Annotated in this window: 19 protein-coding genes and 2 pseudogenes; 7 read left to right on the top strand and 14 right to left on the bottom strand. The window is 40.3% G+C overall.

Annotated features, from left to right (window positions below; all coding sequences use genetic code 11):
* Nucleotides 1–58 precede the first annotated feature (58 nt).
* Complete coding sequence (locus tag CSB87_RS15980) at nt 59–670, top strand: glutathione binding-like protein (protein WP_002156856.1); 612 nt, start codon at nt 59–61, stop codon at nt 668–670.
* 61 nt (nt 671–731) lie between these two features.
* On the opposite strand, the gene CSB87_RS15985 is transcribed toward CSB87_RS15980, so the two are convergent.
* Both CSB87_RS15985 and ahpF read right to left on the bottom strand, forming a co-directional pair.
* Nucleotides 732–1,076, bottom strand: coding sequence for a hypothetical protein (locus tag CSB87_RS15985; RefSeq protein ID WP_002156827.1), 345 nt, complete (start codon nt 1,074–1,076; stop codon nt 732–734).
* Between the two features lie 172 nt (nt 1,077–1,248).
* Nucleotides 1,249–2,814: an alkyl hydroperoxide reductase subunit F gene (ahpF, locus tag CSB87_RS15990; protein ID WP_004841771.1), complete on the bottom strand. Its 1,566-nt coding sequence runs from the start codon at nt 2,812–2,814 to the stop codon at nt 1,249–1,251.
* Nucleotides 2,815–3,073: 259 nt separating this feature from the next.
* On the opposite strand from ahpF, the gene CSB87_RS15995 reads away from it, so the two are divergent.
* Nucleotides 3,074–3,292: a DUF1653 domain-containing protein gene (locus tag CSB87_RS15995; RefSeq protein WP_004888012.1), complete on the top strand. Its 219-nt coding sequence runs from the start codon at nt 3,074–3,076 to the stop codon at nt 3,290–3,292.
* Nucleotides 3,293–3,328: 36 nt separating this feature from the next.
* Nucleotides 3,329–3,916 carry an O-methyltransferase gene (locus CSB87_RS16000; protein ID WP_004888011.1) on the top strand — a complete coding sequence of 196 codons (588 nt, stop codon included), beginning with the start codon at nt 3,329–3,331 and terminating at the stop codon, nt 3,914–3,916.
* Between the two features lie 63 nt (nt 3,917–3,979).
* Here the strand turns inward: CSB87_RS16000 and CSB87_RS16005 are convergent, their stop codons facing one another.
* A complete protein-coding gene (locus CSB87_RS16005) occupies nt 3,980–4,195 on the bottom strand; it encodes a KTSC domain-containing protein (protein ID WP_002049514.1) in 216 nt (71 codons plus the stop codon).
* Between the two features lie 192 nt (nt 4,196–4,387).
* Nucleotides 4,388–4,951, bottom strand: coding sequence for an alkyl hydroperoxide reductase subunit C (gene ahpC, locus CSB87_RS16010; protein WP_002049519.1), 564 nt, complete (start codon nt 4,949–4,951; stop codon nt 4,388–4,390).
* Between the two features lie 352 nt (nt 4,952–5,303).
* Here ahpC and hrpA point away from each other — a divergent pair, with 352 nt between their 5' ends.
* A complete protein-coding gene (gene hrpA, locus CSB87_RS16015; protein WP_004888010.1) occupies nt 5,304–9,161 on the top strand; it encodes an ATP-dependent RNA helicase HrpA in 3,858 nt (1,285 codons plus the stop codon).
* Between the two features lie 95 nt (nt 9,162–9,256).
* Nucleotides 9,257–10,363: a beta-ketoacyl-ACP synthase III gene (locus tag CSB87_RS16020; protein ID WP_004888009.1), complete on the top strand. Its 1,107-nt coding sequence runs from the start codon at nt 9,257–9,259 to the stop codon at nt 10,361–10,363.
* Between the two features lie 100 nt (nt 10,364–10,463).
* On the opposite strand, the gene CSB87_RS16025 is transcribed toward CSB87_RS16020, so the two are convergent.
* From CSB87_RS16025 to benA, 7 genes and pseudogenes are all read right to left on the bottom strand, one after another.
* Nucleotides 10,464–11,726, bottom strand: coding sequence for an OprD family outer membrane porin (locus CSB87_RS16025; protein ID WP_004888008.1), 1,263 nt, complete (start codon nt 11,724–11,726; stop codon nt 10,464–10,466).
* Nucleotides 11,727–11,770: 44 nt separating this feature from the next.
* Nucleotides 11,771–13,129, bottom strand: coding sequence for an aromatic acid/H+ symport family MFS transporter (locus CSB87_RS16030; RefSeq protein ID WP_004888007.1), 1,359 nt, complete (start codon nt 13,127–13,129; stop codon nt 11,771–11,773).
* 466 nt (nt 13,130–13,595) lie between these two features.
* Nucleotides 13,596–14,789 (bottom strand): benzoate/H(+) symporter BenE, encoded by a 1,194-nt coding sequence (gene benE, locus CSB87_RS16035; RefSeq protein ID WP_004709804.1) that lies wholly within the window; start codon nt 14,787–14,789, stop codon nt 13,596–13,598.
* 57 nt (nt 14,790–14,846) lie between these two features.
* Complete coding sequence (locus CSB87_RS16040; RefSeq protein WP_004888006.1) at nt 14,847–15,632, bottom strand: 1,6-dihydroxycyclohexa-2,4-diene-1-carboxylate dehydrogenase; 786 nt, start codon at nt 15,630–15,632, stop codon at nt 14,847–14,849.
* Nucleotides 15,633–15,650: 18 nt separating this feature from the next.
* Complete coding sequence (gene benC / locus CSB87_RS16045) at nt 15,651–16,667, bottom strand: benzoate 1,2-dioxygenase electron transfer component BenC (RefSeq protein ID WP_004888004.1); 1,017 nt, start codon at nt 16,665–16,667, stop codon at nt 15,651–15,653.
* 10 nt (nt 16,668–16,677) lie between these two features.
* Nucleotides 16,678–17,239, bottom strand: a pseudogene (gene benB, locus CSB87_RS16050) (benzoate 1,2-dioxygenase small subunit).
* Nucleotides 17,236–18,618: a benzoate 1,2-dioxygenase large subunit gene (gene benA / locus CSB87_RS16055; protein ID WP_001137400.1), complete on the bottom strand. Its 1,383-nt coding sequence runs from the start codon at nt 18,616–18,618 to the stop codon at nt 17,236–17,238. The pseudogene benB and the gene benA overlap by 4 nt, the downstream one beginning before the upstream one ends.
* Nucleotides 18,619–18,792: 174 nt before the next feature.
* On the opposite strand from benA, the pseudogene CSB87_RS20290 reads away from it, so the two are divergent.
* Nucleotides 18,793–18,861, top strand: a pseudogene (locus CSB87_RS20290) (hypothetical protein); the annotation flags it as partial.
* Nucleotides 18,862–18,905: 44 nt separating this feature from the next.
* Nucleotides 18,906–19,865: a LysR family transcriptional regulator gene (locus CSB87_RS16060; RefSeq protein ID WP_000423281.1), complete on the top strand. Its 960-nt coding sequence runs from the start codon at nt 18,906–18,908 to the stop codon at nt 19,863–19,865.
* A gap of 48 nt (nt 19,866–19,913) precedes the next feature.
* Here the strand turns inward: CSB87_RS16060 and CSB87_RS16065 are convergent, their stop codons facing one another.
* The 3 genes from CSB87_RS16065 to CSB87_RS16075 all read right to left on the bottom strand — a co-directional run bounded on the left by CSB87_RS16065 (nt 19,914) and on the right by CSB87_RS16075 (nt 22,417).
* Entirely contained in the window at nt 19,914–20,795 is an 882-nt protein-coding gene (locus tag CSB87_RS16065; protein WP_004887999.1) for a SphA family protein, read from the bottom strand.
* A gap of 183 nt (nt 20,796–20,978) precedes the next feature.
* Complete coding sequence (locus CSB87_RS16070) at nt 20,979–22,040, bottom strand: NADH:ubiquinone reductase (Na(+)-transporting) subunit F (RefSeq protein WP_004887997.1); 1,062 nt, start codon at nt 22,038–22,040, stop codon at nt 20,979–20,981.
* Nucleotides 22,041–22,054: 14 nt separating this feature from the next.
* A complete protein-coding gene (locus CSB87_RS16075) occupies nt 22,055–22,417 on the bottom strand; it encodes a phenol hydroxylase subunit P4 (protein WP_004887996.1) in 363 nt (120 codons plus the stop codon).
* Between the last annotated feature and the right edge of the window lie 41 nt (nt 22,418–22,458).

Here is a 22,458-nt window from a genome sequence, read left to right on the forward strand (position 1 = left end):
CCTTGCAGGTTTTTTAGAAGCAATTTAAAACGTTAATGTAAGATAAGAAGGATCAGATATGAAATTATATTATTCGCCAGGCGCATGTTCTTTAGCTGCACATATTATTTTAAATGAAATTAATGTTGATTTTGATTTAGAACGAGTAAATTTAAAAACACATAAAACAGAAAAAGGTGCAGATTATTACGAAATTAATCCAAAGGGCTATGTACCAGCTTTAGAAATTAACCCAGGTTTGATTTTGACGGAAAACGTGGCGATTTTACCGTTTCTTGCTCAGCATGATCCTAAACAAGATTTGATTCCTCCTTCAGGCTTAGGCCGTGCGAAAGTGTTGGAATGGTTGGGTTATTTGAACTCTGAATTACATGACGCCTATGCAGTATTTTTTGGCGCACCGTTAACAAGCGAAGAAAAAACCAAAGCTTACGCTGAAATAGACCGTCTTTTAAAATATATCGATAATTATCTGGCTGAGTCAGATTATGACTATTTGGTAAATGATAATTTTGGTCCAGCTGATGCATACTTATTTGTGTTAACAAATTGGTCAAATTCAATTGAGCATGATCTAACGCCATATAAAAATATTATTGCACTACGTAATAAAGTTGCAGAACGTCAATCTGTACAAATCGCGATGCGTGATGAAGGTTTAATTTCATAAGCTTTTAGATGCATTAAAAAAGCCCCTAATCAATAGGGGCTTTTTTAATATTGAATATAACTTAGTGTTGAGCTTTTTCTTTTACATCAGCAGCTGCATGTTCAACAGCTTGAGCTGTATCAGCAGTTGCTTTACGCGCAGTCGCTTCAGTTTGTGCAGCAGCATTTGCAGTAGTATCGGCAGCATGGTCAGCAGCAGCATCAATCTTAGCTGTAGCGTTGTCTGTAGCAGTTGCAATATCGCTCGCAGCTTTGTCACCAGCAGATTTAATATCTGCTGTTGCTTGTTTAGCAGCATTTTCTAAATGTTCACCTGTAGTCGCACCAGTTTCTGGAGCTTTCTCTTTATTACAACCAACAAGGGCAACAGTCGCAGCAAGACCTAAAGCAACAAGTAATTTATTCATTGTGTTTTTCCTTCTAATTCATGGCATCCAAAATTATGGATGTCTAAAATATAAACATAAAGTAACTGATTAATAAAGATCAAAAATTGTTAAAAAGTTGTAACTTCAACATTAAAAAAGCCTAGCATTTTGCAATGCTAGGCTTTCGCTCAATAACAGGATTTAACCAGTTTTATTGCCCAGAACGGATGATGTAATCAAACGCAGAGAGTGATGCTTTAGCGCCTTCACCTGTGGCAATAATGATTTGTTTGTAAGGTACAGTTGTACAGTCACCTGCAGCGAATACACCTTTTACATTGGTTTCGTTGCGGTCATTGACAATAATCTCGCCACGGTTGGTTAACTCAACCTCACTGTCTTTTAAGAAGTCAGTGTTTGGTAATAAACCAATCTGTACAAAGATCCCTGCAAGCTCTACCACATGCTCTTCATCAGTCGCACGGTCTTTATATTTAAGACCGGTTACTTGTGAACCGTCACCCAATACTTCTGTACTTAACGCATTCATAATTACTGTGGTGTTTGGCAAGCTGTTTAACTTGTTTTGCAACACTTGGTCTGCACGAAGTTTAGTGTCAAACTCAACCAGAGTTACATGCTCAACAATACCTGCAAGGTCAATTGCCGCTTCCACACCTGAGTTACCACCACCAATCACGGCAACACGTTTACCTTTGAACAGTGGACCATCACAGTGCGGGCAGTACGCTACACCACGGGTACGGTATTCAGCTTCACCCGGTACATTCATTTCTCTCCAACGTGCACCTGTTGAAAGGATCACAGTTTTCGATTCAAGTTTTGCACCGTTTTCAAGTTCAACTTCAACCAGACCATTTGCTGTTTGGTTGGCACCCGTGATTTTGCTGACACGTTGCAGGTTCATGATATCAACATCATATTCACGAACGTGTGCTTCCATCTCGGCTGCAAACTTAGGACCTTGAGTCTTTTGCACAGAAGTGAAGTTTTCAATGTCCATGGTATCCATGACCTGACCACCAAAGCGTTCAGCTACAATACCGGTGTTAATACCTTTACGTGCTGCATAGATTGCTGCTGTTGCACCCGCAGGTCCACCACCAATCACCAATACATCAAATGCATCTTTGGCATTGAGTGCTGCTGCATCTTTTTCAGCCGAGTTGGTATCAAGTTTTGCCACAATCTCTTCAAGCGTCATACGACCTTGACCAATGTGTTCGTTGTCCTGAAATACCATCGGCACAGCCATGATTTTGCGTTGTTCCACTTCGTCTTGGAAGAAAGCACCATCAATCATGGTTGCTGTAGTGTTCGGGTTATAAATGGCAATCAGGTTAAGCGCCTGTACCACGTCCGGACAGTTATGACAGCTTAATGATACGAATACATCAAAGTTAGCTTTTAGGTTTAAGCCTTTAATTTGATTTAAAACTTCATCCGACACTTTAGGTGCATAGCCAGACACTTGTAACAGAGCCAAGATCAAAGACGTAAACTCATGTCCCATTGGTAAGCCTGCAAAGAACACACGCGGTTGTTCACCTGCTTTAGCCACACCAAAGCTTGGACGACGTGTATTGTTACCGTCAAAACGGGCTGTTACTTTTTCAGAAAGCTCAGCGATTTCAGTTACTAATTCTTTAATTTGGGCAGCTTTATCTGATTCATCCAAAGCAGCAACTAATTCGATTGGACTTTCTAAACGTTCTAGGTAAGCTTTTAATTGAGTTTTAATGTTTTGATCTAACATCTGTTTTTACTCCAATGCATCCAAATTCTTTCAATAGATGCATAGTACGTGAAAACAATGAATAGGTAAAACAGTATGTTTTTATGTATTTGATCGGTTTTTTGAATGTTTGTTTGATTTAGGCATGAGTTGAAAATATTAAAAAGAGAATCCCAATCTCATTTTTACTTTTGCGGTATTTTAAAGTGAAAGTGTTTGAAAATTTATATATGTTATATGGCTGTAAAGATTTTATGTCATAACATTAAAAGGTAGTTTCATGTCATTGCAACGCGGTATTTATCAGCATTATAAAGGTAATCTCTATCAGGTTTTTTCTGTAGCAAAACACAGTGAAACTGAAGAGGAATTGGTCATTTATCAATGTTTATATGGTGATTATTCAACTTGGGTTCGACCACTTGATATGTTTACTGAAACCGTCCAAATGAGTGATGGTAGTGTCGTACCGCGTTTTAAATTAATCCAAAGTACTTAACTAAAACAGCTGTCATATAAAGAAGGAGTAAAATAGATGCCAAATACTATTTTCTTACAAAGAGTTGCTGATTTATATGACACCTTTAAACAGCATGACTCACAGCAGCCTGATCGTTTACAGCGATATCGCAATATTGAAGTAGAGTCTGCAAAATTACTCTCACAATTTATTCGTATGCAGCAAGCCAAAACTATTTTAGAAATTGGCACTTCGACAGGTTATTCAACTTTATGGTTAGCTGAAGCTGCACAGGCAACGGAAGGGCAGGTGACCACAGTTGAAATCGATGAAAAACGAAGTGCAGAGGCAAAACGCCATGTAGCTGAGTTAGAGCTCAGTGAAATTGTTCAATTTTGGGTAGGAGATGCAGCCGATTACTTAAAAGAGGCAAAAGAAACATTCGATTTTATTTTGTTAGATGCTGAACGTGATGTATATGAAAGTTATTGGCCAGATTTAAAACGATTAATTAAGGCTAAAGGTGGTGTTTTAGTGGTTGATAATGTGATATCTCATGCAGCAGAAGTAAATCCTTTTTTATCTTTGATTAAAAAGGATGCAGATTTTATGAGTAGTATTTTGCCTGTAGGTGCAGGTTTATGTTTAGTGGTCACAAAATAGTTTTACTGAAATAATTTCATATTCCAGTCGCGGCCTGTTTTGAGCAGGTCTTTTTTATAGTTGTTATGAGGCAATCACCAAAGAAAGTCGAGTAAAGTGCAAATTAAATTCTAAATATTTATGTACAAAAGCAGCTTTGTCTGTTGAACGTAATAAGTTGTCATAAACAAACTCAGGGACAGGATGATATAGATCTCCAGAACCGTCGCTATAAAAGATTTTTAAATGACGCGATGTAGCATTATATTTCCATGAAGTGACGACCGCTGTATTCACCATAAATGCACCCCTTTATTTCATATCAAACTTACTCAAAAATTAACCAGTTGTTTATTTGACATTACTCAATGTTTAAGTAACGGGGAAGGGCAGAATTGTAAAAGTATCAGTAGAAAATGTGATGTGCTTATTCAAAACAAAAGAACCATCCGATAAAGGATGGTTCTTCGAGTTTTTAAAATCTAAGAGAGATTAGATTTTACCAACTAGGTCGATAGATGGAGCAAGAGTAGCTTCACCTTCTTTCCATTTAGCTGGGCAAACTTCACCTGGGTGAGAGTGTACGTATTGAGCAGCTTTTACTTTGCGAAGAAGTTCAGATGCGTCACGACCGATACCGCCGGCGTTGATTTCAACGATTTGGATTTTACCTTCTGGATCGATAACGAAAGTACCACGGTCAGCTAAACCTTCAGACTCAATTAAAACGTCGAAGTTTTTAGAAAGAGTCCAAGTTGGATCGCCAACTAATGGGTATTGAATTTTCTTGATCGCGTCTGAAGTGTCGTGCCAAGCTTTGTGAGTGAAGTGAGTGTCAGTAGAAACACCGTAGATTTCCACGCCTAATTTTTGGAATTCAGCATAGTTGTCAGCTAAGTCTTCAAGCTCAGTAGGACAAACGAAAGTAAAGTCAGCTGGATAGAAGAATACAACAGACCATTTACCTTTAAGGTTAGTTTCGTTAACTTCAACAAATTGGCCGTTGTGGTAAGCAGTTGCTTGGAATGGTTTAACTTCAGTATTAATCAAGCTCATCATTGTCTCCATGATTGAGGTTTATATTTAAACTTGTTTACGAGATGTAGAATAAATAAAAATTCTTTATTGGGGAAATAGTATTTTTACATGACTAAAATCGGAAAATTGAATAATTGGAAAATTTCCGATTTTTAAGTCCCCAAATACTGTATTCGATTTGACTGCAAAAACATGTAAATCAAATGACAGTTATAGTAAAAGAAACTTGCCTAACAACATGAAGTCTATCTAGATAAAATTCAAGGGTAAAATTTTAAAAAATTAAAAATATATAAAAAACCAACTGTTTTACCTGAGGGGCATTAAAGCGTAAAATAGAGGATTGTTGAATTTTCAGGAAAATTTATCTGTGCTGAATGGTTTAAATATAGATCAATGGGTGATGGCGAGAGATCGTTACCGTTTAAATCGTTTGCGTAAAGATAAAAAAGCCGATACTTCAGAGATTGAAAAATTATTTGAACAGTCTAATGCAAAAGTTAGACAGCGTTTTGAACGTCTCCCTAAAATTAAACTGAATCAGGATTTACCTGTTTCGCAATATGCTGACCGTTTAATTGAAGCGATTCAAAAGCATCAAGTTATTATTGTGGCAGGTGAAACAGGCTCGGGTAAAACTACTCAGCTTCCTCAAATTGCCATGTTAGCGGGTCGTGGCTTAACGGGCATGATTGGTCATACGCAGCCACGTCGTTTAGCTGCACGTAGTGTTTCTCAGCGTATTGCAGAAGAAGTCGGCGAAAAGCTTGGCGAGTCAATTGGTTTTAAAATCCGTTTCAATGAACAAGGTTCACAAGATTCGATTGTAAGGTTAATGACTGACGGTATTTTACTTGCCGAGTTAGGCAATGACCGTTTTCTGTCCAAATATGACACCATCATTATTGATGAAGCGCACGAGCGCTCACTCAATATTGATTTTATTATGGGCTATTTAAAGCAATTGTTGCCAAAACGCCCAGATTTAAAAGTCATCGTGACCTCGGCAACTTTAGATGTAAATCGTTTTAGTAATTACTTTAATGATGCGCCTATTTTTGAGGTAGAAGGTCGTAGCTATCCGGTCGAAGTACGTTATCGCCCAATTTCAGAGATGAATATTGGCGGTAGTGATGATGACGAGTTCGACGATTTTGAAGAAAACCTTCCGCGTGCCGTCGTACAAGCTGTAGAAGAATGCTTTGCCGATGCAGAAGAAAAAGGCCATCCAGAACATGCAGATATTCTGATTTTCTCAAGTACTGAACAAGAAATTCGAGAATTACAGGAAACTTTGCAAAAATATGGGCCAAGGCATACCGAAATTTTACCTTTGTATGCACGCTTAGCCGTTTCCGAGCAACAAAAGATTTTTAGCCCAAGTGGAAAGGGCCGCCGTATTATTATTGCCACGAACGTTGCAGAAACTGCGCTGACTGTTCCAAATATTCGTTATGTAATTGATAGCGGTTTTGCACGTATATCTCGTTATAACTACCGCTCACGTGTGCAACGCTTACCAATTGAGGCAATTTCGCAGGCTGCGGCCAATCAACGTAAAGGGCGTTGTGGTCGTATTGCTCCGGGTGTGTGTATTCGTTTATATAGCGAAGAAGATTTTTTAAGCCGTCCCGAATTTACCGAACCTGAAATTAAGCGAACCAATTTGGCATCGGTAATTCTGCAAATGCAGAGCTTAGGCTTAGGTGAGCTAGAAAACTTCGATTTCATTGAGCCGCCAGATTTCCGTCTAGTTAATGATGGTCGTAAGCTACTCATTGAATTAGGTGCGCTAAACGAGAAGAAAAACGAACTGACTAAAGTCGGTCAAATGATGGCCCGTATGCCGATTGACCCTCGACTCGCGCGTATGATTGTGGGCGGTGCTCATTTTGGTGTGCTCAAGGAAATTTTGGTGGTGGTGAGTGCACTTGCAGTGCAAGACCCACGTGAGCGCCCAGCTGATAAACAGATGCAGGCTGACCAAAAGCATGCCTTATTTAAAGAGGCAGATTCAGATTTTCTGTTTTATTTAAAACTTTGGGATACTTTAAATCCTAAAGGTGAAGTAGGAATGTCGGAAAACAAGCGTCGTCAATTTGCTAAGCAGCATTTCTTAAGCTGGTTACGGTTACGTGAATGGAAACAGACGCACCAGCAGTTAGTTGAGCTGGCTGAAGGTTTAAAACTTAGTTTTAATGAAAAACCTGCAAATTATGAAAACTTGCATCGTGCGTTGCTGACTGGTTTATTATCGTTCATTGCCAATAAAACTGATGAACGTAATACCTTTATGGCAGTGCGTCAGCAAAAGGCTAAAGTTTTCCCTGCGAGTACGTTGCATAAAACCAATACTGCGTGGGTGATGGCTTTTGAGATGGTGGAAACATCTCAAGTTTATTTGCGTACATTAGCAAAAATTGATCCTGAATGGATTTTACTTGCTGCACGCGACTTATTGAAATATCACTATTTCGAGCCGCATTGGTCTAAAAAAGCCGGTATTGTAAATGCTTATGCACAAATCTCATTGTTTGGTTTAATTATTGAACCGAAGCGTTTGGTTAATTTTGAGAAAGTTGACCAACCTGCTGCCCATGAGATTTTCTTACGTGATGCATTAACCACAGGAAATCTGGGGACAGTTCCACCATTTTTAAAACATAACTTGCTTAAACTTGAAGAAGTAGAGCGAGTTGAAGATAAATTGCGTCGCCGCGATTTAGTGGTCGATGAAGAAACGATTTATCAGTTCTATGCCTCTAAAATTCCTGAAGAAATTGCGAGTCGTCGTAGTTTTGAAGATTGGCGTGCAACTGTAGAAGCAAAAAATCCGCGTTATTTATATGTAGAAGATGATGCGCTTTGGCTCAATGATCGTCCGACCACGCAGCAATTCCCTGATCATTTACATAATGGTCAGTTACGTTTGGCAACGACATATCGATTTGACCCAAGTCATGATGAAGATGGAGCAACGGTTCAAATTCCGGTACAGGCATTGCCGCAAGTGGATGAAAACATCTGGTCTTGGGGTATTCCAGGCTGGCGTTTAGATTTAATTGAAGCGCTATTAAAAGCTCTACCAAAAGATAAACGTCGTAATATAGTGCCTATTCCTGACACAGCTCGTAAGCTAATGCAGGGCATAGATGCGGTACATTTGCGACAGCATATTTTTAGCTATCTTGCATTTGCTTTACGCGGTGAGCAAATTACCGATAAAGATTTTTCATTTGAACGAATAGATCCGTATTTGGTGCCTTTTATTAAGGTCATTGATGAAAAAGGTAAATTAATTGCCAAAGGCCGTGATTTAGCTGAGTTGAAAGCTCGCTGTCGTGTTGAAACTCATCGTCCAGTAAAACAGCAAAAAGGCGAGTTTAAAACTTTCCCTGAAAACTTTACCTTTGAAGCTTCACAAAAGGTGACAGGTGTTGTTGTTAAACAATATCAAGCTTTAGTACCGACCAAAACTTTTGCTGAACTTGAAGCGAAAGATGAGTCCGGTGTGGTTATACAAACCTTTAATGATCAGGCTGAAGCCATTAAGCAGCATCGTGAAGGGATTATCCGTCTGGTCCATATGCAACTAGGTGACTTGATTCGCCAGTTGAAAAAGCAGATTTCAAAACCGCTTGCTTTGGCATATTCACCTTTGGGTGATAAAGCTAAGCTTGAGCAGATGCTGGTCTATGCTACGTTGCAAATGGCAATTACAACTTTGCCAATTAATGCTGATGAATTTAATAAGCTGCTAGATCAGGTCAAAAAGCAATTTTTGAGTTATGGTCAGCAAGCACTTGAGCAATTAAGTGATATTTACATTCAATGGCAGCAAATTCGTCGTCAGCTTTTAGTACTTGATCCGGATGTGTTTGGACGCAGTATTGATGATATTGAAGATCAGTTAGATCTCATGTCACTTGGTAACTTTGTTTACTGCCAACCAGTCGATCTTTGGCAGGAATATCCGCGTTATTTAAAAGCGCTGCTATTGCGTTTAGATCGATTGCCAAATAATCTACAGCGAGATCATGCCGCTATTGATGATGTCGATCCATGGATGGACAAGGTATTTAAATTCAAAAACGATCCAAGAATCAAAGAATTGTATTTGATGTTGGAAGAATTTCGCATTTCTTTATTTTCTCAGCCGATGAAAACCAAGATGCCTATTTCACCAACTCGACTGCAAAAGTTATGGGATCGTTTGGGAATCAGTTAAGATAGATCGGGGTTTGTTTATGCGTTTGTTTAGCCTACAACGCAATTTATAAATGAAAGATTAACAGACCCTATTCATTTTTTTAGGAGTTTTACATGGGCATTCGTATCACAGGTACTGGGTTATTTCACCCAACAGAAATCATTTCTAATGAAGAACTGGCCGACAGTTTAAATGCTTATGTGGAACAATATAACCAAGAGAATGCAGAGGAAATTGCAGCAGGTGAACTCGAAGAATTACGTGGTTCTAGTGCTGAATTTATTGAAAAAGCTTCTGGTATTAAGCGCCGCTACGTTGTTGAGAAATCAGGTATCCTCGATCCAACGCGTTTACGTCCGCGTTTGTCTGAACGTTCAAATGACGAACTTTCACTTCAAGCTGAATGGGGTGTAATTGCTGCAAAACAGGCAATGGAAAATGCAGGGGTAACTGTTGAAGATATCGATGTTGTGATTTTGGCATGTTCAAATATGCAGCGCGCTTATCCGGCTGTAGCAATTGAAATCCAGTCGGCACTTGGTATTCAAGGTTATGCCTATGACATGAACGTGGCATGTTCAGCTGCTACTTTTGGTTTGAAACAAGCAGCAGATGCAATTCGTTCAGGCGCTCGCCGTGTTTTATTGGTGAATGTCGAGATTACATCTGGTCACCTAGACTACCGTAACCGTGATTGTCACTTCATTTTTGGTGATGTTGCGACCGCTTCTATTATTGAAGAAACCACTACTAAAACTGGTTTTGAAATTTTAGATATTCATTTATTTACTCAATTTTCAAACAACATTCGCAATAACTTCGGTTTCTTAAACCGTAGCGAAGATGCAGTGGTTGACGACAAGTTATTCCGTCAAGATGGCCGCAAAGTCTTTAAAGATGTTTGTCCGTTGGTGGCAAAAATCATTAATGCCCAGTTGGAAAAAATGCAGTTAACTGCAAACGATATTAAGCGTTTCTGGTTACACCAAGCTAATGCCAACATGAATGAATTAATCTTGAAATATGTGGCTGGTAAAGATGCAGATCTAAGCCGTGCACCAATTATTCTAGATGAGTTTGCCAATACCTCTTCAGCAGGTGTAATTATTGCTTTACACCGTACAGGCCACGAAGTAGATGATGGTGAGTATGGCGTGATTTCATCTTTCGGCGCTGGTTATTCAGTAGGCTCGATTGTTGTACAAAAGCACGTTGCTTAAGTTACTAGATTAATTAAAAAACGCTCGTAAGAGCGTTTTTTTATGGCTCAAAAATAATAAAGCGGACCAAAAGTGGCCCGCTTAAGTTAAATCAAAATGATTAAAACTTTTTAGTGTAGTTTACAAACAGACGATCTTCACCAAAGTCATTGCCATGTTTTACGTTGTAATCAATTCGAATGTATTGCAGGGCAAGACCTTTTAAGAAAGGCTGCTGAAATGCATAGTTTAAAATCACATTCGACTCGGTTTCGTGGTTTTTCTCGCCATTGGCTGCTTTAAAGTCATGGCCATAGACATATTTCACCATCGCGTTTAAGCCCGGCACGTAATCTTTAAAGTCGTAGCCGTACATAACGTGGTAAGACTTTTCTTCTTTTTTAAAGAATCCCGTGGCATTCCAGTTAATGAAATAAGTCTCTGGTAAAAAGCCATCCGGTAAGGGATAAGCCGACTCGCCGATAATTTGTTGGTACCCCAAACCAAAGGTATGATTTTTCACTTTAAGTGTCTCTAATACCCCAATGTTTTGCGCATCAATATCAAAAGCATTACCGTCATTTTTTGCATTGAAGTATTTAAACTTAGAGGTGAGGGCAAAATTAGGTTGTTTCCAATTATGCTCAAGTCCTACATAGTGTTTATTGTAGAGATCTTCCAAATTACCAAAGTAATATTCACCCTTGAGTGTCGGCGTAAATTGATAGCGCAGGTCAATGTAGTTCAGGCCATCAGATTCTTTGGTAATGCCATTTGAAGTGAACGAAAACTTTTTAAAATCCTCTTCATTTCGTGGCGACACTTTTTCAACCCGACCAATTTCAGCATAAAGCTGATCTGAAAGTTGTGACTTAAGATTGGTTCCCCAATAAGAGGCAAGTAATTGTCGGCTGGCATCGACAGCCGTTACAGGTAAATCCAACCAGAGTTCACCCACACTTAAAAGGGTTTTGTCATAGCCTAGTTTTAAGGTTGCACCGTATTTTAAAAAGTCGGATGCTTGTGATTGAGTTTCTTTATTAAAAGGCAAAACCGTGTCCGCAACGTGTTTGTCTGAACTTAAACGCACGGCATATTGAACAGAAGCATCAGCTCCAATGGTTATAGGCTTATCTGCTATGACTAGTGGAGTGTCATGCATTTTTGACTTATAAAATAATGACGCTGCTTGAGACCAGCTACCTGTGTCTTTGAGAGTGTCATTGTCAAAATTACGGTTGATATAGGCATTTTTTAGCGTGAACTTCCATTCATCTTCACTTTGTTGAGTGGTGTCTGCTGCCCATAAACTTGAGCTAGTCAATAAACCTAATAATGTGGCTATTGCTAAATTACATGGTTTAAAGCGGTGTAATAATTCCATAATCCATTTCCAAAAAGATGCGCCAATCCTCGGCGCATTTGTGTTTACTGCTGGGTAAGCGTGTTTTGAGGGTTAAAAGTTGATGGCGTTTGTGCGGTAACAGAGGCTTTTAGATTGACCATAAATATTGCAAGTGCAGCAATCACACCCGGAATTGCAATTGCTAAGAAATTCATTTGGTGAGGAAGCTCAAGTGTGAGTAGCGCTCCAGTTAAAACTGGTCCAATAATCGCACCGATACGGCCAATTCCAGAGGCCCAGCCCATGCCAGTTGAACGAAGTGCCGTCGGATAGAACTGGGCAACGAAAGTGTAGAGTAAGATTTGAGAACCAATTGTGGCAGCACCAGCAATCGCAATCAGGCTATATAAAATAAATTGTGGACTATTAATGCCAAGCAGAATTAAAGCTGCCGATCCCACAATAAACATAATGGTAATGACAGGTTTTAGATGGAATCTGTCCGCTAAAGCACCGCCACCAATTGCACCGACCATGCCGCCAATATTAAGTGCAAACAGGAATAACATGCTTGCACCTAACGAGTAGCCCGCTTGCAGCATGAGTTTAGGTAACCAGCTTCCTAAGGCATACACCATGAGTAAGCACATAAAGAAAGCAATCCAGAACATAAATGTGCTGAAGGTACGACCTTGTTGGAAAAGCGCACGGACAGGGGCATCGGTTGTGGTGCTTTCGTTTAACACCAGTTGTGTATTGGCGTTTACCTGCATTTCTGGCGCAATTTTACAAACAATACTTTTTGCCTGTTCGCTATGGTTCGATTTCACTAAAAAGGCGAGAGACTCTGGCAAAAATTTCCAGATTAACGGGAGTAGTAAAAGAGGAATACCCGCAATTAAAAACATGATTTGCCAGCCCATGTCTTTCACGAGCCATGCACCAAGTAGCGCTGATGTCATGCCGCCAATTGCGTAACCGCTAAACATGATTGCGACCAATGTACTGCGGATTTTTTTCGGTGCGTATTCGGTCATAAGTGCTACAACGTTTGGCATAACGCCACCAATTCCTAGACCTGCAATAAAGCGCAAAATGGCAAACTCAGTTGGTCCTTTGGCAAAGGCACCTATAAAGGTAAATCCGCTAAATAAGGTGACACAAATCAGGATGGTTTTTTTACGTCCAAGTTTGTCTGAAAGTGTGCCGAAAATCATGGCACCAAACATCATGCCGAATAGAGCGGCACTGGCGAGTAAACCAGCTTCAACAGCAGTTAACGACCATTGCTGCATTAATAGAGGAAGAGCAACCCCATAAATAACTAAATCATACCCATCAAAAATAATAATAAGTAAGCACCAGATTAAAACTTTCCAATGAAAAGGTGTAAAACGGGCTTTATCAATTAACTCATTAATATTAACCTTGCTCATATCCATTTTCTTCACCTCCAATTTGTGAAGCATCGCGTTATTTTTTAATAAACTATTTTGTTATTGGAATAGAGTCAAAAACCTAATTGATATATCTTTATGTCTTTAAGGTATTGTGTTTTTAATAAAGTAATATATTGAAATTTATAATTTATTTTAATAATTTTGGTTGTTGCTTCTTTTGTTTTTAAAATGGGGTCAAATATTATATTGTGAGAATTTTAAGGTTTTTATAGATATCTTTTTACAGATTTTATTGCTGAGAATCACAGCTAGAAATATAGCTAAATTTATATTAAGGGTTGAAGTGGAAATAAATAAAAATATTAAAGTCAATTATTTTAGAAACTCATCTTAAAAATGAAATTTAATTTATATTAAATGAAAATTGCCAAATCAGGAATAGCGGATTATTTGCATCCTGATTTGGCATTTGAAGCTTTATTTTAGTGCTGGGCGTTTAGATAAAAATTTAATTTGTGGCTGGATTTGAGCGTGGGGTAAGAATGAAATGGGCGATTACACCAATACAAATGCCCCAAAAAACTGAACTTAATCCAAGAAAATGCATACCTGATGCGGTAGCTAAAAAGGTAATAAGTGCAGCATCACGTTGACCATCATTTTTCATGGCAACAGAAATATTGGTGGCAATAGCACCTAACAAAGCTAAACCTGCCAGTGCTGCCACCAGCTCTTTAGGTAGTAAGCTAAAGAGCATGACAATACTGCCAGCAAATAAGCCTCCTAAAATATAAAAAATTCCGTTGGCAATCCCTGCGATATATCTTTTTTCTTTCAGTTCATGTGCATCTTTACCCATACATAAAGCAGCGGTAATTGAGGCAAGCACAATGGTAATACCACCGACACAGGCAACGGCTAACGAGGCAATACTGGTGGCCGTAATAATGGGTTTGGCTGGCGTGTCATAACCGCTGAGTTTCATAATCGCCATACCCGGTAAAAATTGGCCGGTTAGACTAACTAAAATAAGAGGAACGGCGAGATTGAGTGTTGAATTCCAAGTCCATTCTGGGCTAATCCACTGCGGGATTGCTAAATTAAAACTTACATCAACCGGATTCATCTTGCCTAAAATAAGGCTTAATAAAACTCCGGCAGCTAACACCCAAATCATGGTGTAGCGCGGCATTAAACGTTTGGCAATTAAAAAGACAATGAGCATGCTAAATACAATAAAAGGCATGCTATCAGATGCAGTAAATAGGTTAATACCGAACTGAAAAAGAATACCTGCCATCATGCCCGCAGCGACGTCTTGCGGAATCCATTTTAGTAATTTGTCGAAGTAACCTGTAATACCAATTAAAAAAATAACGATGGCAGAAGTAATATAGGCGGCTACTGCTTCATTCAAGGAGATATTGGGAAATAGGGTAACTAACAGGGCAGTGCCCGGTGCAGACCACGCGGTGATGACAGGAGTTTTATATTTAATCGAAAGATAAATACCTGAAACGGCAGCACCAATTGAAATTCCCCAAATCCATGACACCATCATATCGGTGGACACATGGGCACGCTGAGCAGCTTGGAAAAAAATAATCAGTGGGCCTGAGTAAGAAATTAAAACTGCAAGAAAGCCAGCAACTGTTGCTGATATGGACCAGTCATTTTTTAATGTCTTGAACAGGGTTGCCATGTGTGATTGCCTCCATGCAAATCATGTTATTTACCCAAACATATAAAAAGATCAGGATTAACCCTGATCTCCACCTCCGACCGGAATGACCGATCCCGTCATATACGATGCGTCGTCTGATGCAAGAAATAAAATTGCATTGACTTGTTCTTGAATTGTGCCATAACGGCCCATAAATGTTCGATCTTTTGTTTGATCAACTACTTGTTGCATCCAGTCTTTTTCATTTTGACTTAACGGGTTGGTATTACGTGGTACTTTGCGAGGCGGTGCTTCGGTTCCACCCGTCGCAACGGCATTGACTCGAATTCCGTCTTTGGCATGTTCAAAAGCAAGCGATGCTGTTAAAGCATTTACCCCACCTTTAGATGCCGAGTAGGGAATACGATTAATACCACGGGTTGCAATGGAAGATACATTTACAATAACACCCGCTTGTTGCTTAATCATGGTCGGTAACACAGCGCGGCAGCACCATAAAGTTGGAAACAATGAGCGATTCACTTCCTTAATGATTTCTTCTTCGGAAAACTCTTCAAAAGGTTTCATCCAGATCGCGCCACCTACATTATTAATCAGGACATCGACCCGACCATAGTGTTCAATGGCTTTTACAACTACCGCTTGCGCGCCTGCATAGGTTTCTAGGTCAGCATTAATCGTGACAGCATCGCCACCTGCACGCTGAATTTCTTTGAGAACGTCTTCAACATATTCAGAGCGGTCAGCCATGACGACTTGTCCACCTTCAGCTGCAACTTGTAGTGCCACACCACGACCAATGCCTTGGGCACTACCCGTAACAATCACGACCTTATCGATAAATCTTTGACGGTTTGACATAGATAATTTCTCCACCTGTTAATTCGCAGAGAATTTTTCAAACAAGAAATTTGCTGGTTTGATATTTTCAGTTTCTAACCAACCACGTACAGCCTCTACCATCGGTACCGGGCCACATAGATAAACATCGACGTCGCCACCGTTTAACCATTCACTTTCAATATGACCAGTGACATAGCCTTTACGTTCATGGTTGCTCTCAGGGCTTGCGACCACAGTGCGGTATTCAAACCACGGGAACTTTTCCTGCAACTCGTTGAGCTTTTCTAAAGCAACCAAATCAAAGTCATTGGTTACGCCAAAAACCAAGCGAACAGGCTGTTCTGAACCTTTCTCTTCGAGTACTTGTAACATTGACATAAATGGGGCAATGCCAGTACCACCTGCCAGCATAAGCACTGGACGCACTACATTACGCAAATAGAAGCTGCCGAATGGTCCGGTAAAAGTCATTTTGTCGCCAGTTTTGGCATTCTTACTTAAGAATTCGCTCATTTTGCCATTTGGTACATTACGTACCACAAAGCCCGTTAAGCGATTGCCCGGTTTTGAGCTAAATGAATATGAACGGGTTTCGCCAGTTTCTGGAATGGCAACATTCACATACTGACCTGCAAGGAAATGAATATCCGGTTGGCCTTCATTAAGCTGAATATCAAATGTGATGGTTGAGTCTGATAAGTTTTCAACGCGGGCTAAAGTACCTTGGAAGCTATGAATTTCTGTTTTGCAAACATCTGACGACGCTTGAATCTGGAATACGGCGTCTGAAGTTGGTCGACATTGGCAAGCAAGAATATAGCCTTGTTCAGCTTCTTCCGGGGTTAATGCATCTTCAATATAGCTTTCTTCTGGCATGTCATAACTACCGGACTCGCAAAATGCGCGGCAAGTTCCACATGCACCATCACGACAATCCAAAGGAATATTAATTTTTTGGCGATAGGCTGCGTCAGATAGGGTTTCGCCTTGAGCTACGTTAATGAAACGTGTAACACCATCTTCAAATTGAAGTGCAACATTGTGGTTTGACATGGCATGTATCCTACAAAATATTTGAAACTTTTACCCTCAGCCAACAGTCCGGATAACTGAGGGGGTATGTCTTAAAGGTGGTAAATATCAATCACTTGATTGATATAGTCGTTTTTCAAAACGACATACTTGCTCAAGATTTTTGGTTGATCACCTGAAAAATCGATCACATAACGTGACATACCGAAATAGCTGTAATTTGTCTTGTAACGGAAACTCAAGGTATTCCAGTTAAAGCGAACAGTAACTTTGTCGCCGTCGCGATCGAGAACTTCAACGTTGGCAATATTGTGGCTTGTACGTGTGTCCGGCATGGTTGCGGATGAGCGCTCGGTTTTAATACGGAACACTCGATCTTCTAAACCTTGACGGTCTGGATAATAAATAAGTGAAATTTCAGATTGCGGATCTTCAGTTAATCTATCGTCGTCGTCCCAAGCTGGCATCCAGAAAGAAGCTTCTGGCGCATAGCATTCAAGCCAGTCATCCCATTGTTCATCATCTAAAAAGCGTGCTTCACGATAAAGAAACTGAGCAATATTTTCTAAAGTTGCTTTGTCTTGAGTACTCATGCTGTTTCTCCCTGATCAGCAATTTCTTTCTCTGATGCAATCGCATGTTTCATGGTTTTTAACCAATATTGATGCTGGGCCAGATACAGGCCTTCATCTTCAGTTTTGATACCACTTAACATCGGTTTTAAACCAATTTCGTTTGCTGCATCGTCCGGTCCATAAATCCAGTGTTTTGAACCGCGGCACATGTCATTCCATTCAAGTGCAATACCGGCGTAGCCTGCCTGACAAGCACGGAATTCTTCTAAATCGTCTGGTGTTGCCATACCTGAGGCATTAAAGAAATCTTCATATTGGCGGATACGGCGTGCACGAGCTTCAGGTGCTTCACCTTTAGGCGCGATACAGTAAATGGTGACTTCGGTTCGATTAACCGAAAGTGGGCGAAGTACACGAATTTGCGAACCGAATTGATCCATCAAATAAACATTTGGATACAGACAAAGATTACGTGAACGCTCAATCATCCATTTCGACATCGCTTCACCGTATTTTTCGGTATATTCATCTGCTTTTGGGAAGTTAGGACGGTCTTCTGGGTTTGCCCATTGTGTCCAAAGCAACATGTGGCCATTTTCAAAGCCATAAGAGCCACCGCCTTGTTTACCCCAAGAACCTGCACTCATTGCGCGAATGTTATCGGCAGCTTGAGTTTCTTTACGGTGTTGAGTCGTTGCTGCATAGTTCCAGTGAACAGCAGAAACATGGTAACCATCGGCACCATTTTCAGCGGTGAGTTTCCAGTTACCTTCGTAGGTATAGGTAGATGAACCACGTAAAACTTCCAAACCATGTTCAGATTGGTCAACAATCATGTCGATGATTTTGGTGGTTTCACCTAAGAATTCTTCAAGTGAAGGAACATCGGGATTTAAGCTACCAAATAAGAAGCCTTTGTAGCTCTCAAAACGAGCTACTTTTTTAAGATCGTGTGAGCCGTCTTGGTTAAAACAGTCAGAGTAACCTGCGTCAGTTGGGTCTTTTACTTTGAGTAATTTACCTGAGTTATTAAACGTCCAGCCGTGGAAAGGGCAAGTATACGTTGCTTTGTTACCACGCTTGTAACGGCAAAGTTGTGCTCCGCGGTGTGAACATGCATTGATCATGGCATTAAGTTCGCCGTTACGGTTACGGGCAATGATAATCGGCTGACGACCAATATAAGTCGTATAGTAGTCATTATTATTTGGAATTTGGCTCTCGTGTGCCAAGTAAACCCAGTTACCTTCGAAGATGTATTTCATTTCGAGGTCAAATAAGGCTTCATCAGTAAAAACTGAGCGGTGAAGTTTAAATTCACCTGTATCGATATTGTCTACAAGTAATTCATCAATACGGTCAAGATGGCTGGTATTGATTACAGGAATACGTGGCATGTCCGTTCTCCGACTTTCCAAAGGGTGGAAGTCATCAAGACCTTCGCTACGATTTAAAAGGTCTTGATATCCTAATATGTCAATGAAGCGCATAAACGCGTCGGGTGTTTAACCGCGAATGGATAAAGATAGATAGATCGAATGTTGGCCAGTATGATTTCAATCGGTGCTATACAAGTGATCTATAACTTCATCGGGTTATTGCTTGTATATACCTTAAAAGAATGGTTAAACTGTGTCTAAGACTGAATTTGCATTTTAATATATCTTAAAGGTATGGAAACCTGATGGAACTAAGACATTTACGGTATTTTGTGGCTGTTGTAGAAGAACAGAGCTTCACCAAGGCAGCCGAAAAACTATTTATTGCTCAACCGCCTTTGAGTCGGCAAATCCAAAATTTGGAAAGTGAGCTTGGCATTCAACTGTTTGAGCGTGGAAGCCGCCCTTTACAAACCACACCAGCAGGGCATTTCTTTTACCAGCATGCCGTTAAACTTTTGTCGAATGCTGAAGAAATAAAAAGTATGACCAAGCGTATTGGTCTCATCGAAAGAAGCATGACCATTGGTTTTGTCGGGTCTTTACTCTATGGTTTGCTGCCTCGAATCATTTATTTATTTCGTCAGCAGCAACCCCATCTGAATATTCAGCTCATGGAATTAAGTACTACTGAACAGTTACAGGCATTAAAAGAAGGCCGTATTGATGTTGGATTTGGACGTTTAAGAATTAGTGATCCCGCCGTGAGGCGTATCCTTTTACGTAAAGAGCGTTTGGTCGTTGCCGCGCATACCAGCCATCCAATTGCTCAGCGTACGGAAGGGGTATATCTGGCCGACCTCATTGATGAAAAGATGTTTATGTATCCCACCTCGCCAAAACCTAACTTTTCAACCCAGCTTTTGAACATCTTTGCCGAGCATAGTTTGGTTCCAAAAAATATGCATGAGATACGAGAAATTCAATTGGCTCTGGGCTTAGTCGCAGCGGGAGAAGGGATCTGTATTATTCCAGCAAGTGCCGATACCATTCGATTTCCACACTTAAACTATATTCCGATTTTAGATAACGGCGCGGTCAGTCCAATTTTTATTACTGCACGGGCAATGGACAGAAGTGAAGACTTACAATCATTGTTCGATTGTATTTATCAGGTTTATGACTTAGAAGGGATACCTTATCAACGGACTGTTTTTACACTCGACCAGAACCCGATAGATGATTCAAATGGTATCGACTCTTAAATAAGGGAGGTGCATAGCCTCAAGGTTGAAGCTATGCGTTAAATGGTTCTAGAAAGCCCAAATCAGTTTTAGCCAGCTGGTATGGCCTTCGGGACGATATTCGACTTCGGTTTCTTTTAAAAATTTGGCTTCGATAGACCAGTTCTTATCGGCATATTGAATGCCTGGTCCAATTGCAAAAGCCTGTCCTTTAAAACCAATGTCATTTCCGTTTACTTTGTCATCTGTGATTTGTTTAAAAGCATAGCCTTCAACTGCAAGTTTGAGTTTGGGGTTAATGCGGTAACCTAAGCTATAGTCACCTGCAATGTATTGTCCAGACTGGTAGTCGGTTGCATCGTTACGTGTATTCCAGCTATAAGACAATTTAGTTGAAAGATCTAAACCTGCCGCATTGGCATAACTATAGGCAAGAATAGGTCGAATGGTGTGATAGTTTTTCCCGAGATTAGCTTCAACTGGATGTGTCTCACTTGGAGTTTCATATTCACCTGTCCCCAGTACGGTTTCTAAAGCTGCAATCCAGTGATGATTTCCTTGATGCCAGCCGAGCATACCACCCAAAATCAAGTCTCCGAGTCCTTGGTTTGAGTCAGCCATTCCATTTATTTTGAGTCTTAGATCAACCAATGGCTGGGCTGCATAAAGCCCGAGTTGTCCATCCAGAATTTTTTGATCGGTCATCCAGACCAAACGAGGAACCACAGCATTGACATCAACATGGAACTGATCGGGACCATTTTGAAACTCTGATGCGTGGTAATTTTGATAATAACTGAGTAAGTAGACACCAACAGGTGGTAAGGCACCCGCCATCATACCTTCGGCACCTAATGCAAAAGAGTCTGAGCCATTTTCTGTCGCAAATGCAGAGGGAAGGTAAAGGGCACTGATTACACCACATATGATTGCAGCAATTTTGTTATTCATAGAATGTCCTATTCTGTGTTGTTTGGCTTGTCACTAAAAAACGTTATTCCTTAACGATTTTTAAAAATCTAAGTCTGTTTAACCTAAAAATTTGGGATGCAAACTCCTGTGAGCTTTGTATTTTCTTTCTAAATTACAAATACAAAGCTCATTTGAAAAAGTGGATTGTTGAATGATTTATTTTTAAATATGTTTGAATAAAGCAGAACGCGATTGTCCAGCAGCACCATCGGCTGCACTTAAGAAGCGCTCAGTGTGAATGTCCCGTTCGAATAAGCGACTTTGCATGAGTGTTGAAATTGCAGAGTCGATCATGATTGGTGGGCCGCACAAATAGGCTTTGTGTCCACCACATCGATTTTCAAAATAATCTGCAACGGCCTCGTGCACAAATCCGGTAAATCCAGTCCATTGGTCTTCTGCTTTTGGTGCATTCAGGGCAGGGATATAGCGGAAGTTCGGATAGTCTTTTACGAGCTGTTCAAACAATTCTCGGTTGTATAGTTCTGCCAAGTCTCGTGCTCCTTGGAAGAGGTAAATTGTGCGACTATCTCCAGACTCAAGCAAATCTAAAATCATTGATTGTGGACTTGACAGACCTGAACCACCTGCAATGAAAATAGCATTTTGATCATCTGACTTGCGTACGAAAAATTGACCATAAGGGCCTGAAATATCAAGCTGATCGCCCGTGGCAAGTTGTCCATGTACATAAGTCGTCGCTGCACCGCCTTCAACTTTACGAATATGCAGCTCAACGATGCCAACTTCACTTGGTGAATTGGCAATTGAAAATGCACGAGTTCCTTCAATGTCTGGGAACTGGACATTGATATATTGGCCAGCTTGGAATTCGATTGGGCGATCTAGTTGTAGTCGGATTCCTTTAATGGTTGGCGACAGGTCTTTTATTTCAATGACAGTTGCTTGATAGTCTTGAACCAAATGACCTAAGAAATCTGGGTCTTCATCGACATCGGCCTCAATAACCATGTCAGACTGTGGTTTGCAGCAGCAGGCAAGCACCTTATTTTCATCGCGTTCAATATCCATGAGCGCAAATGGTGAAGCTTCACCAACATCGTAAAAACCGTCGGTGACTTGAACCTTGCATGTCCCGCAAGTACCGTGACCACAAGCAAAGGGTAACCAAACGCCTTGACGTAAAGCGGCGTCTAAAATGGTCTGGTCTTCTTCTACTTCAATCGTTGTTCCGATCGGTTCAATGGTGACTTGATAACTCATGACACACCTCCGAATTAAACGTAGCTGTCGTTATAGCCATTTAACTCTGGCGTAACGAAACGAAGTAATGACTTATGCCCAAAACCAAGCTCTACCAAAGTTTTTGTACTCTCAGGACTAATTGTTTGACTATCTAAGGTGTATTGCACTTTTGACCAATCAATTTTGGAAAAATCTGGATGTTGGGCAAAACCACCTGTAATTTGTTGCTCAATCAACTGTCCAAAAGTTTGTTGAGGCGAGGCAAGCATGGCATGTGCCGAGCAAAAAAGGGTGTGATGATCCCAACCCACGTAAAGTAAGAATTGATCGCCATAATTTTTTTGCAGATCAAGCGGTTCAAATTGATAGTTGTTGTGTATCGCGCGAACAGTCATGTTCAATCTCCTTATTTCCTATCAGGCAGCTTGATGACTGC

Source organism: Acinetobacter sp. AR_0276, from assembly GCF_003000705.1.
GTDB classification, from domain to species: domain Bacteria; phylum Pseudomonadota; class Gammaproteobacteria; order Pseudomonadales; family Moraxellaceae; genus Acinetobacter; species Acinetobacter nosocomialis.

Coding starts and splice junctions, on each gene's coding strand:
- CSB87_RS15980 (WP_002156856.1), top strand. CDS start 59: ATGAAATTATATTATTCGCCAGGCGCATGTTCTTTAGCTGCACATATT.
- CSB87_RS15985 (WP_002156827.1), bottom strand. CDS start 1,076: ATGAATAAATTACTTGTTGCTTTAGGTCTTGCTGCGACTGTTGCCCTT.
- ahpF (WP_004841771.1), bottom strand. CDS start 2,814: ATGTTAGATCAAAACATTAAAACTCAATTAAAAGCTTACCTAGAACGT.
- CSB87_RS15995 (WP_004888012.1), top strand. CDS start 3,074: ATGTCATTGCAACGCGGTATTTATCAGCATTATAAAGGTAATCTCTAT.
- CSB87_RS16000 (WP_004888011.1), top strand. CDS start 3,329: ATGCCAAATACTATTTTCTTACAAAGAGTTGCTGATTTATATGACACC.
- CSB87_RS16005 (WP_002049514.1), bottom strand. CDS start 4,195: ATGGTGAATACAGCGGTCGTCACTTCATGGAAATATAATGCTACATCG.
- ahpC (WP_002049519.1), bottom strand. CDS start 4,951: ATGAGCTTGATTAATACTGAAGTTAAACCATTCCAAGCAACTGCTTAC.
- CSB87_RS16020 (WP_004888009.1), top strand. CDS start 9,257: ATGGGCATTCGTATCACAGGTACTGGGTTATTTCACCCAACAGAAATC.
- CSB87_RS16025 (WP_004888008.1), bottom strand. CDS start 11,726: ATGGAATTATTACACCGCTTTAAACCATGTAATTTAGCAATAGCCACA.
- CSB87_RS16030 (WP_004888007.1), bottom strand. CDS start 13,129: ATGGATATGAGCAAGGTTAATATTAATGAGTTAATTGATAAAGCCCGT.
- benE (WP_004709804.1), bottom strand. CDS start 14,789: ATGGCAACCCTGTTCAAGACATTAAAAAATGACTGGTCCATATCAGCA.
- CSB87_RS16040 (WP_004888006.1), bottom strand. CDS start 15,632: ATGTCAAACCGTCAAAGATTTATCGATAAGGTCGTGATTGTTACGGGT.
- benC (WP_004888004.1), bottom strand. CDS start 16,667: ATGTCAAACCACAATGTTGCACTTCAATTTGAAGATGGTGTTACACGT.
- benA (WP_001137400.1), bottom strand. CDS start 18,618: ATGCCACGTATTCCTGTAATCAATACCAGCCATCTTGACCGTATTGAT.
- CSB87_RS16060 (WP_000423281.1), top strand. CDS start 18,906: ATGGAACTAAGACATTTACGGTATTTTGTGGCTGTTGTAGAAGAACAG.
- CSB87_RS16065 (WP_004887999.1), bottom strand. CDS start 20,795: ATGAATAACAAAATTGCTGCAATCATATGTGGTGTAATCAGTGCCCTT.
- CSB87_RS16070 (WP_004887997.1), bottom strand. CDS start 22,040: ATGAGTTATCAAGTCACCATTGAACCGATCGGAACAACGATTGAAGTA.
- CSB87_RS16075 (WP_004887996.1), bottom strand. CDS start 22,417: ATGACTGTTCGCGCGATACACAACAACTATCAATTTGAACCGCTTGAT.